This is a genomic window from Mycobacterium sp. TH-M11 (assembly GCF_057473725.1).
The window spans coordinates 1-10,668 of the sequence record NZ_JBYCLD010000151.1 but is presented as its reverse complement, the minus strand read 5'-3'; the positions used below and the strand labels follow the sequence as shown (position 1 = coordinate 10,668).

Genomic DNA, 10,668 nt, shown 5'->3' with positions numbered 1-10,668 from the left:
GCAGGGCGCGGCGCCCGGTGATGGGCAACGCCGGCCGCAGGCGCATCGACTCGGCGATCACGGCGTCAAGGTAAGTGTCCTCGCCTCGGTCGATGCTCTGTTCGAGGGTGGCCAGCGTCTCGGGCTGGTGGACCAGCAGCTCGGCCACCCACCCCAGCGTGACCGCGGTGGCGGCGTAGCCGGCCAGCATCAGCCCACGCATTGAGCGCGCCAGAAACGCGTCGTCGCGCGGCTGCTCGTCCTGCTGGTTGATCTCCAAGAACAACGTCAGGCAGTCGTCGGGGCGAGCCCCGGTGCGTCGCCGCTCGGCAATTTCTTCCAGCACGATCGCGTCGACGGCCGCCGCCGTCCGCGCGACCGAGGGCACCGCCAGCCAACTGCCCCGCAGCGCCATCGAGAGCATTCCTACGCCGAGAAAGCTCGCGCTTTCGGTGACCGCGCAGTGCGCGAGCATCGCCCGCTCCAAGCGCTGCATCCGCTCGGGCTTCGATACCCCGAAAATCACCGTCATCATCACGTCGAGCGACAGCTGACCGCCGATATCGCAGAACTCGACCCGCTCGCCGAGCGGCCATTCCGGCAGCCTGCGCAGCACGATGTCGGTCATGGCCCGCTCGTAGGATTTGAGTGCCTGCCCGTGCAACGGCGGCGCAACCTTGCGCTTCTCCGCCATGTGGGCCTCGCCCTCCAGGAAGATGAAGGCGTCGCTGCCGAACAGGCGCTCATGGGGGGAGAACCGCTTCAGCAACTCGCCGAATGACAGCGCGCCGTCTCGGTCGGCGAAGACGGCCTTGGCGTCCTCGGGAGATGAGGTGACGACCATCTTCGGCCCCATCGGGAGGTCGATCAGGAACCGCTCCCCGATCCCGCGAAGTGGTGAGCGCTGCCCCAACGGCCGGAAGAAACGTCCACGATCGCGGGCCAGCCCACGCACGCCGACCCGCGGCAGAGCATCGATGTCGCGCAGACCGGTGCCGGCAGTCATCTTCACCTCCAACTCGAGATAACGGCCTGGCTGACCTGGCGTCGCGTTTATGACGACGACGCTTCACAAACGCCATCGTACTGGGTGGCGGCGGGCGATCTTTCGGTGCTTGACGCGCTACCGGCGCCGGTGCGCATGTCGCATTGCGGCGCGCTGCGGCTTTACCACAACCACTGCGTTCGACGAGGCGCCCCCGGTGCGGCGCGACGATCAGCCCTTCCAGACCACCTTGTCGGTGCCTCCGGCATCCCGGTAGACGACGCTGTCGGGGCTGGTTCCGTTGCGTACGTCGAAGTAAATCCGCCCGGTAATTTGCTGGCCCAGCGGAAGTGGTCCGTTGGGAAGGCCGTCGGCTTCGTTGCCCTTCATCACCGCGAACGTCGAGCTGTTGACCGCGCGGGCGTTGAAATCGGCAATGTTGGGTGTCGCGTTGCCGCTCACACCTTTGGCCATCACATCGGAGTACCACACGCCGTCATTGTGGCCGCTGGGTTTCAGGTCGGTGACGGTGTAATCGATGGTTCCGCCCATGCTCGATATTTCGGCCATCTGGCCGAAATTCAATTCTTCTGGATCAGCGAGTGCCGGTGTCGCCATTACGGTCGCGGCGGCCGCGATGCCGGCCGTGGCAACGACCGTTTTGAGTGCGGTTGGCGAAAACGCCATGTCGATGTCCCTCCATCGTAGTTCTGTCCAGGGGGAGACAGTTTTGCTTGCGTGGAGTAGCCGGACTCGGCGATCTCAAAACGTGCCCGCGTTTTACCCGCTCACGGATGCAGATTCCATTGACCACAGTCCTGCGCCAAAACGTCGCTGACGTCGACTTCGAGCCCACCTACCACCGGCCCCGGCGTGCTGGCGGTACTCACGATGCGCTGGTAGAGGACGGCGGCGGGGTCGACCTGACCGTGCGACCACGACCGGGTCTGCCAGGCCCACCGGTGGCCGGGCGTGCTCGAATTGCCGATCACGCCATCGGCGGCGGCCCACTGGCAGACGTTGATGCCGCCGTAGACGCCGGTGCGCTGCACGCCGAGCACCGAGTTGATTCCGCGAAACCATTGCAGCGCAACGTTGTTCCACGTCCCACGGTTGATGTCGTCATCGACGGTGAAGAAAATGGGTGCGCTCTGGCCGCCACCTGCCGCGGTATGCAGCTGCCAGCCGGTGCGAGCATCGGCAACGCCGCCGGCGAACCCGCGGGTGAAGTCCGATGGTGCGGTGCCGCCGGGCTTGCCGTACTGGTAGTTGCTGACGATCACCAGCCCGGCGGCGGTCAGTGACTCCGCGTAGGGCCGGGTGATCGGCTTGGCGCCGAAGGACGAGCCGGGACGCGACTGCGAGACGTAGCTGACGACCCCGGAGTAGCCGGCCGCCCGGATGTCCTGGGCCGGAATCTGGCGCATCGCGAAGTCGATCAGCGTCGGCGCCCCCGCCGCGGTCGCCGGAGGGCTCCCGGCACTTGCCGATGCTGCGCCCATTCCGGCCAGCGCGGTCACCGTGGCCGCGTAGCGCAATGCGTCACGCCGGGAAACCGAGCGTGATTGCGACAGTCCTGAGCGCGCCGATGAATCCGGCATCCGGCGATGTTAACAACGTGATTACGGTGAACGGCGTAGCTGATGCGGCGTTTCCGCATCGATTCAGTGCGTCGCGTTGCGCGACATTCGTCACGCGCTGGGCCGGCCGGGGCGCTCGGTCACCGAGGTCTAGGCACCGTTGCCCTCGACTGCGTGCCTGAGCGCATCCGAGGGGACCTATCCAAACTCCTGGCGGGATGGTTCACACCTACACAACGTTGATGTATTTCTGATACAGATGTAAATTTGATGTATGATTCGAACGCAAGTCCAGCTTCCGGATGAGCTTTACCGCGACGCCAAGCGGGTCGCGCACGAGCATGAAATGACCCTTGCCGAGGTCGTCCGTCGCGGGCTCGAGCACATGGTGCAGATCTACCCGAGGCGAGATGTAGCGCCCGACGTCTGGCAGCCGCCCACGCCTCGTCGACTTGGTGCGTTTCGTGTCTCCGAAGACGCGTGGCGCGAGCTCGCCAACGAGGCTTGAGTCGCCCGTGCTGTCGATCGATACGAATGTCTTGCTCTATGCCCAAAATCGGGATTGCCCCGAACATGACGCCGCCGCCACCTTCCTTGTCGAATGCGCTGGTCGGACCGATGTCGCAGTCTGTGAGCTCGTGCTTATGGAGCTGTATCAATTGCTGCGGAACCGCGCGGTGGTGACGCGACCGCTCGACGGCCCCGAGGCGGCGGAGATTTGTCAGACGTTCCGCCGTAACCGGCGGTGGGCGCTCATCGAGAACGCCCCAGTGATGAACGAGGTTTGGGTGTTGGCGGCCACGCCGCGAATTGCTCGCCGGCGCCTATTCGATGCCCGGCTGGCACTGACATTGCGCCACCACGGTGTCGACGAGTTCGCTACTCGAAATGTCGGTGACTTTACCGACTTCGGCTTCTCGCGCGTTTGGGATCCGACCACATCGGAGCGCTGACAACGCACGACATCCAGAACGACGTAGCTCAGCCCTCCAACACGGCGACGACCTTCTTGGCCGTCGCCTTCGCCGAGCCCGGATTCTGACCCGTCACCAGCCGCCCGTCGACAACGACGTGGGAAGCAAAGGGAAACAAGCCTTTTGCGTATCGGGCGCCCCGCTTCTTCATTTCTGCCTCAGCGTTGTAGGGGACCAGTTTGTTGACCCGGGCCAAGATTTCCTCCGACCAGGCGAATCCGGTGAGTTTGCGCCCGGCAACCAACAACGATCCATCCGACAGTCGGGTGTTGAGCAGTCCGCAGTAGCCGTGGCAGACGGCGGAAACGACGCCGCCATTCTCGAAGATCTCCCTGGTAATACGTTGCAGGCCTTCATTATCGGGGAAATCGAACATCACCGCGTGGCCGCCGGTGAAGTAGATGGCGTCGAAGTCCCCCGAGTCGATCTCAGCGGGTGACGCGGTGCGGTGCAGCAGCACCATTTTGCGGTCGTTGGCCCGCCACGCCTTGGCGCTCTTGTCGTAGTTCGGGAACTTCAGCGAACGCGGTTCCAGGGGCGACGGCCCGCCGTTCGGGCTGACGATCGTCTGCTCACAGCCGGCTTCGGCGAAGACGTGATAGGCGTGCGTCAGCTCGGAAAGCCACAATCCGGTCGGCTTGGACGGGTCCTCGTAGTGCGAGACGTTGGTGACGACATGGAGGATCCGTTTGGTCATCCTCCAAGCATTGCGTCGAACGCCGAGCAGCGCCAGCACTTTTGTGGATCAAGGCCGCACCGCTGGTGCTGACGTGGCCGAATGCCGCGCTGCGATTCGAGCGGTCAGTGTTGGCTGAACGCCAGCATGCCCTCTTCATGGTCCAGCGCACGCTGCAGAGCGCGCAGCCCTTTATCGGGGAGTACGCCGGCGTCGCGCCAGCGCACGAGCTCTTCGTGCTGGGCGTCGATCGCCGCACGGCGCGTCTCGTGCAGTGCGTCCTCGTCGGGAAACACGGGGATGTCATAGGTGTTGGTGATGTCGAGCAAGTCGAGCTGTTGCTGGCGTGCCGTGATCTGACTCGACAATTGCTGGCGCACGGTGTCGATCGCTCTCCGGTCGACCTCGTTGCGGCTCTGCTGGTGCAGCTCATCCAGCCGTTCGAGGGCGGCCCGGATCGCGGCGATGCCCGCCTGCTGGCGCAGCCGCGACTCGTCGGCTGCCTTGACGCGGATACCCAGGGCGCGCGCCAGCGGCGCGAACGTGAGGCCTTGACCGATCAACGTCACCAACACGACCACCAAAGTGCAGAACAGCAGCAGATCTCGATCAGGGAATGGCGCACCGGTCGCCGTCACCAGCGGGACCGTGAAGATCGCGGCCAGGCTCACAACTCCGCGCGTGCCGGCCCAACTCAGTACGAAAATTTCCCGCAGGCTGAGTCGTTGCGAGCCCCGGCGGGGGGCGCCGAGGGTGACAACGGAATCCGTCGCCTCAGCCGAACCCGCGCCCGAGACGTCTCCGAGCCTGGAGTGCAACGGCTGCGGCAACAGTTGTGTGATCAACAACCACAGCGGGCGCATGAGGAGTACGACCGCGAGTGTCACCCCGACCGCGGAGACAACCGTGCCTACCGAATAATCCCTCAGGCCCCCGACGATTCGTGGTAGCTGCTGGCCGATGAGCAAGAACACGAAGCCTTCCAGCAGAAAGTTGGTCAACCGCCAGACCGCCCGCGTCTGCAAGCGGCTGGCACCGGATTCCGATCGCGGCAGATCGTGTCCGACGATCAACCCGCAGACCACCACGGCCAGCACTCCGGAGGCGCGGATCTGCTCGGCGGCAAGGTAGGCCACAAACGGTGTCGCGAGCGAAATCGCGTTGGCGGTCAAGATGTCCGACGTCCACCTGCGGAGCACGCGCCGGCCGGCGGCGATCGCCACCCCGACCGCGAAACCACCCGCAGCGGCCAGCAAGAAGGCCTTGACCGCCGAGGGTGCGGAGAACCCGCCTCCGCTGGCGGCCGCGGTGGCCACGGACAGCGTGGTCAATGCTGTGGCGTCGTTGAGCAACCCCTCGCCCTCGATGATCGTGATGATGTTGGGCGGGAGGCCGACCTTGCGGGCGACGGCGAGTGCGGCAACCGGGTCCGGTGGTGCCACCGCCGCACCGAGCGCCGTGCCGACCGCAAAGGTTGCGCCACCGACCAGGAGGGCGAACGAGACACCAACCGAGCATGCGGTCAGCAAAACGAGAACGACCGACAGACTGATCACGGCGCGCAGGTTGCGTCGAATTCCGAGCAGCGACGACTCCAGTGCCGCGTAGTACAGCAGCGGCGGCAAGATGCAGAACATGGCGGGTTCGGGGCGCAGGGCGATGTTGGGGCCGGGCAGGAAGGCGTAGGCGATACCGCCAACGGCCAGCAACACCGCGCTGGGCAAGCCGGTGCGCGCGGCGATCCGATCCACCGCGACGATCACGCCGATTGCGGCCAACAGCAAGATCAGACCCATGTGCAAAGTCACCGCTCTATCATCCTTGAGTCGTGGGGTCGTCGGCGCGCGCAGCCAACAGATTCCTGGCAAATTGGCAGGTTCAGCGGAAGGACGGCGACGGGCTGAAGCAACGGGGCCGGCGGGCTTCAGCGCGATAATGTGCGACGGTGTGAGGCCAGTCACTCGCGAGAAGCACACGGGCTAGCGGTGCTCCAGCGATCGATCGACGACATCGTGAGCGCACCGACCGGTGTCGAATGGGCGGTGTCCATTCGCGACGCCGCCGGACGCGAAGTGTGCTGCCGCAATGGCGATCGAGTGATGAAGACAGCGAGCGTCGGCAAGCTGCTGCTCCTCATCGAGGTCGCGCGGCAACGGGACGCCGGTGAGATCAGCGGTACGGCCTTACTGTGGCGTCGTCCTGAGCTGGTGGTCGCGGATTCCGGGCTTTGGCGCCACCTGCGTGTCGATGAACTGGCGGTCGACGACCTATGCGTGTTGATGGCCAGCGTCAGCGACAACACGGCGACCAATGTTCTCCTCGACAACGTCGGCTTGGCGAGGGTCAGCGCGCTCGCCCGAACACTCGGCTTGGTTCACACGGCGTTGCTGGACTATGTCCGAGACCACCGCGGCCCGGATCACCCGCCGACGCTGTCGACCGGGACGGCATCTGAACTGTCCGGTTTGATGAGTCGGCTGTCGCGGCGCGAGGTGGTGTCGCCGACGGTGTCGCAACAGGTGAACAATTGGCTGGCCACCGGAATGGACCTGTCCCTGGTGGCGTCCGCATTCGGCCTCGATCCGCTGGCGCACACACCGGGTGACGGAGACACCGCCATTCACAATAAAACCGGCGCCGATCCGGGCGTCCGGGCCGACGTGGGCACCGTTGGACGCAACGATGCCCGGATCTCCTACGCGGTCATCGCGAATTGGCCGGCTGCGGGCGCCGACGTCAAAGACCGGGTGTTGTCGGGAATGAATGCCATCGGGGCTTGTCTGAGGGCGGAACTCGAAGGTGGATAGGCGGTCGAACCGCGGCCGGGGCGACGGCCAACTCTTACCGCCCGGGAATCGCCGGCGACGCCGATGAACAGCGTCAGGTCAGGCGCAGCGGTACTCCTGCCCCGTCGAAAACGTCCTGAATCGCCGCGATCAGCGGCCGCTGTCCGTGGTAGACGCCGCTCAGGTAGCGCTGCGACAGGGAACTGTGCTGCCATTCGAATTCGTAGTGCTGGTTTTCCGGAGTGCCGAATCCGCCTCGCAGGCAATCCGCCAGGGCGTCCAAGTTGCGCCCGAAATACCCGCCCGCGCCATTGACGGCTGATCCGATTTCACGGTAGAAGTCGCTGGGAGACTTGATCTTTCGGCCATCAAGCCGGTAGATCACCGGGTTGCCATCGGTGCGGCTGCGGCTCATGGCCGGCCGTCCGCGCCAGTGACCAGGCAGAACGAGTCGTAATGGTTGCCGGTGTAGAAGTATTGCGCCGGGTGCGCCACCGGCGAGCCACCGGTGACGATGCGGCGCATGGACCGGTCTCGGGCGCGCGGTGTGATCACGGTGTACTCGTGGTAGTAGCCGCGGCGTTGCTTGGGCAGATGGCCCTCGTAGTTGGCGAACACCGCACCGTCGCTGCGCGGGAACGGGAAAGGACCGCCGGCGCGGATACGACTGATGGTGTCGACAACCTCGTGCGGCAGCGAGGTGATCGGGCACACCGACGCGGCGACGCCGCTTGCCGACTGCGCTGCCCGGGGGGATGGATGGTTACGCGTCAGCGCCCATCCGCCGACGATGACAGCCAGTGCACACAGCGTGACCAGCAGCAGCCTGCCTCGACCCACCTGTGCTCCTTGCCACCCGCTTCTGTCCATTACAACTGATGACGCCCGTCTTGATCGACCTGGGCGGTCGGCGAAACCGTCGGCGGCCAAAACCCGGTTATCGTGAAGGTACCGTCGAATTGGCCCATCGGGCGCCGATCCCCGCGCCGGAGGTGACTTGTGAGTGCAACGTTCAACGACTCCAAAGAACAGCTCATCCGGCGTGCGCAAGACGCCATGGACCGGGAATTCGGCGACACTGCATGGACGCTGCGGCACAAGGTCGCCTTGACTTGCCGTGCACTGTTCGACCGCGGGCACGACTCGGGACTGGCTGGACAGATCACCGCTCGCGCCGAGCAACCCGGCACGTTCTACACCCAGCGGCTGGGTCTGGGCTTCGACGAGATCACCGCCGGCAATCTGCTGGTCGTCGACGAAGATCTCAACGTGTTGTCCGGCAGCGGAATGGCCAACCCCGCCAATCGCTTTCACTCCTGGATTTACCGCGCCCGCCCCGACGTGCAATGCATCGTGCACACGCACCCGTTCCATGTCGCGGCGCTGTCCATGCTCGAAGTCCCGCTCGTCGTCTCCCATATGGATCTCACACCGCTCTATGACGACTGCGCGTTCTTGGAAGACTGGCCCGGTGTGCCGGTAGGCAATGAAGAGGGCGAAATCATCAGCGCGGCTCTCGGTCAGAAGAAGGCAGTGCTGCTGGCCCATCACGGACACGTCATCGCCGGGGCAAGCGTGGAGGAAGCCTGCTCGCTGGCGGTTCTCGTCGAGCGCGGCGCCAAACTGCAGCTTGCCGCCATGGCCGCCGGCGAGATCAAACCGCTGCCCGAGAATCTCGCTCGTGAGGCTCACGATTGGACGCTGACTGCCAAGCGCAGCAAAGCCAATTTCGCCTACTACGCGCGACGCGCACTGGTAGACCACCCTGACGCCCTGTCCGACTGACGCCGCACCGCCCCGACGAGGAGGAGCTTCGTGACGCCTGCCCCGGCCATCCACGGGATCATCGCCTACCCGATCACGCCCTTCGGCGCCGATGGCGGCGTGGACACCGCAGTACTGGCCTCGCTGATCGAAAAGCTGCTCGCCGCAGGGGTTCACGCGATCGCGCCGCTCGGCAGCACGGGCGAAGCCGCCTATCTCACCGAGGCCGAATTCGACAGCGTCGTCGACACGACGGTGAACGCCGTCGACCACCGCGTGCCGGTGATCGTCGGTGCCGGCGATTTGACTACGGCCAACACGGTTCGTCGCGCCGGCTACGCGCAACGCGCTGGTGCCGACGCGGTGATGATCCTGCCGGTCTCCTACTGGAAACTGACCCCACGCGAGATCGCCCGACACTACGCCACGGTGGCTGCGGCACTTGATATTCCGATCATGGCCTACAACAACCCGGCTACCAGTGGCATCGACATGAGCCCTGAACTGCTCGTGCAGATGTTCACCGAAATCGACAACCTCACCATGGTCAAAGAATCCACCGGCGAGCTCGATCGCATGGTCCGCCTCAAGGAGCTCACCGGCGACGCACTGCCGTTCTACAACGGCAGCAACCCGCTCATCCTCGATGCGCTGACCGCCGGCGCGAGTGGCTGGTGCACGGCCGCGCCCAACCTGCGACCGCAACCCTGCCTCGAGCTCTACGCGGCGACGCAGGCGGGCGACTACGCAACCGCCAAAGACATCTACGACGATCTGGCGCCGTTGCTGCGCTTCATCGTCGCCGGCGGATTGCCCACGACCGTCAAGGCAGGACTCGAGCTGCTCGGCACCAAGGTGGGGCAGCCGCGGCCGCCCCTGCTCCCGTTGGAGCAGGACGGGATCGACGAATTGCGCTCTCTGCTCGTCGATTAGCGCGCACCGATCAGCGGAAGCGCACACCCAAGGTGGCCATACCGAAGATCTTCTTGCCATCGGATTTTGCGGTGAGGATCACGACGCCGGAACGGGTCTGCGGGTCCAAAGATTTGATCTTGCCGCTGAATTCAATGTCGCAGCCTTCGCGCGCGGACACGATCGCCGGGGCCGACAACCGCACCGCGTAGCGGGTCACCGCCCCGGGGTCACCGGTCCAGGTCGAGGCGAAGCCCGCACCCAGGCCCATGGTGAGCATGCCGTGGGCGATCACGTCGGGCAGGTTGGCCAGCTTGGCGATGTCCTCGTCCCAGTGAATCGGGTTGGCGTCGCCCGCCACCCCGGCGTAGTTCACCAGGTCGCCGCGGGTCAGCCGGGCGTGGTGCACCGGCAACTCGTCGCCGACGTGCACGTCGTCGAACGACGGCGTCCCCGGCGTGCGGGTGAGGCTCGCGTCGGCGATCCGAATCTCGCCGTCGGGGCGCACTGTCTTGCGGTACTCGTCTTCGCCGATGCCGAAGATGTCGACGTCGTGCATCATCGCGTTCTGCACCGCCGTCTTGATCGCCGGATCGATGTCCGCGGCGGTGACGCCGACGACGGTGGTGTGCAGGGTGTGCACCCGCTCGCCGGCCGCGTCGGTGAAGGTGTTGGTCACGGTGATCAGGTCGCGACCGGCCATCCTGCGCACCGACGTCAGTTCGACGTCGACCGTCAACTCGTCGCCGGCAACGATCGGGCGGTGCTGCTCGAACAGCTCCTCGGTCTGCATATAGGTGTCGTAGCCGACCACGATCTGCTCGAACATGCGGCGATTGCACGTCATTCCGGGCGTCGACGTGAACGTCAGCGGCGCCACCAGGTCGGAGTAACCCAGGTCGGTGGCGGCGTCGACATCCCAGTGCGCGGGGTGATAGTCCTGCACCGCGCGGGCGTACTCGCGCAGCTTTTCCCGGCCGACCAGGTAGGTGCCGTCCATTGTGTAGTGATG

The 10,668-nt window shown here is 65.3% G+C and carries 13 protein-coding genes; 5 read left to right on the top strand and 8 right to left on the bottom strand.

Going from position 1 to position 10,668, the window contains the following annotated elements:
• The 3 genes from AC2VOG_RS06465 to AC2VOG_RS06455 form a co-directional block, all read right to left on the bottom strand.
• Positions 1 to 985 (bottom strand): cytochrome P450 (locus AC2VOG_RS06465; RefSeq protein ID WP_486939088.1); only part of this gene is annotated, 985 nt, incomplete at its 3' end.
• 210 nt (positions 986 to 1,195) lie between these two features.
• Positions 1,196 to 1,651 (bottom strand): DUF1942 domain-containing protein, encoded by a 456-nt coding sequence (locus AC2VOG_RS06460; RefSeq protein WP_486939087.1) that lies wholly within the window; start codon positions 1,649 to 1,651, stop codon positions 1,196 to 1,198.
• Positions 1,652 to 1,752: 101 nt separating this feature from the next.
• On the bottom strand, positions 1,753 to 2,565 hold the full coding sequence (locus AC2VOG_RS06455; protein ID WP_486939086.1) for a DUF1906 domain-containing protein: 813 nt from the start codon (positions 2,563 to 2,565) through the stop codon (positions 1,753 to 1,755).
• Positions 2,566 to 2,818: 253 nt separating this feature from the next.
• Here AC2VOG_RS06455 and AC2VOG_RS06450 point away from each other — a divergent pair, with 253 nt between their 5' ends.
• Entirely contained in the window at positions 2,819 to 3,052 is a 234-nt protein-coding gene (locus tag AC2VOG_RS06450) for an antitoxin (RefSeq protein ID WP_486939085.1), read from the top strand.
• Positions 3,053 to 3,059: 7 nt separating this feature from the next.
• Entirely contained in the window at positions 3,060 to 3,497 is a 438-nt protein-coding gene (locus AC2VOG_RS06445; protein ID WP_486939084.1) for a type II toxin-antitoxin system VapC family toxin, read from the top strand.
• Positions 3,498 to 3,525: 28 nt separating this feature from the next.
• On the opposite strand, the gene AC2VOG_RS06440 is transcribed toward AC2VOG_RS06445, so the two are convergent.
• Both AC2VOG_RS06440 and AC2VOG_RS06435 read right to left on the bottom strand, forming a co-directional pair.
• Entirely contained in the window at positions 3,526 to 4,215 is a 690-nt protein-coding gene (locus AC2VOG_RS06440) for a type 1 glutamine amidotransferase domain-containing protein (RefSeq protein WP_486939083.1), read from the bottom strand.
• Positions 4,216 to 4,319: 104 nt separating this feature from the next.
• Positions 4,320 to 5,990 (bottom strand): cation:proton antiporter, encoded by a 1,671-nt coding sequence (locus tag AC2VOG_RS06435; RefSeq protein ID WP_486939089.1) that lies wholly within the window; start codon positions 5,988 to 5,990, stop codon positions 4,320 to 4,322.
• Positions 5,991 to 6,179: 189 nt separating this feature from the next.
• Between AC2VOG_RS06435 and AC2VOG_RS06430 the strand changes: the two genes are divergently transcribed.
• Positions 6,180 to 7,001 (top strand): serine hydrolase, encoded by an 822-nt coding sequence (locus AC2VOG_RS06430; RefSeq protein ID WP_486939082.1) that lies wholly within the window; start codon positions 6,180 to 6,182, stop codon positions 6,999 to 7,001.
• A gap of 73 nt (positions 7,002 to 7,074) precedes the next feature.
• On the opposite strand, the gene AC2VOG_RS06425 is transcribed toward AC2VOG_RS06430, so the two are convergent.
• Positions 7,075 to 7,395, bottom strand: a complete 321-nt coding sequence (locus AC2VOG_RS06425; protein WP_486939081.1) for a barstar family protein — start codon at positions 7,393 to 7,395, stop codon at positions 7,075 to 7,077.
• On the bottom strand, positions 7,392 to 7,820 hold the full coding sequence (locus AC2VOG_RS06420) for a guanyl-specific ribonuclease (protein ID WP_486939080.1): 429 nt from the start codon (positions 7,818 to 7,820) through the stop codon (positions 7,392 to 7,394). The genes AC2VOG_RS06425 and AC2VOG_RS06420 overlap by 4 nt, the downstream gene beginning before the upstream one ends.
• Before the next feature lie 159 nt (positions 7,821 to 7,979).
• Here AC2VOG_RS06420 and AC2VOG_RS06415 point away from each other — a divergent pair, with 159 nt between their 5' ends.
• Together AC2VOG_RS06415 and AC2VOG_RS06410 are read left to right on the top strand one after the other, a co-directional pair.
• On the top strand, positions 7,980 to 8,765 hold the full coding sequence (locus AC2VOG_RS06415; RefSeq protein WP_486939079.1) for an aldolase: 786 nt from the start codon (positions 7,980 to 7,982) through the stop codon (positions 8,763 to 8,765).
• Between the two features lie 30 nt (positions 8,766 to 8,795).
• Entirely contained in the window at positions 8,796 to 9,677 is an 882-nt protein-coding gene (locus tag AC2VOG_RS06410) for a dihydrodipicolinate synthase family protein (RefSeq protein WP_486939078.1), read from the top strand.
• Positions 9,678 to 9,687: 10 nt separating this feature from the next.
• Here AC2VOG_RS06410 and AC2VOG_RS06405 read toward each other — a convergent pair.
• The coding region (locus AC2VOG_RS06405; protein ID WP_486939077.1) for a fused (3R)-hydroxyacyl-ACP dehydratase subunits HadA/HadB at positions 9,688 to 10,668 on the bottom strand (981 nt) is incomplete at its 5' end.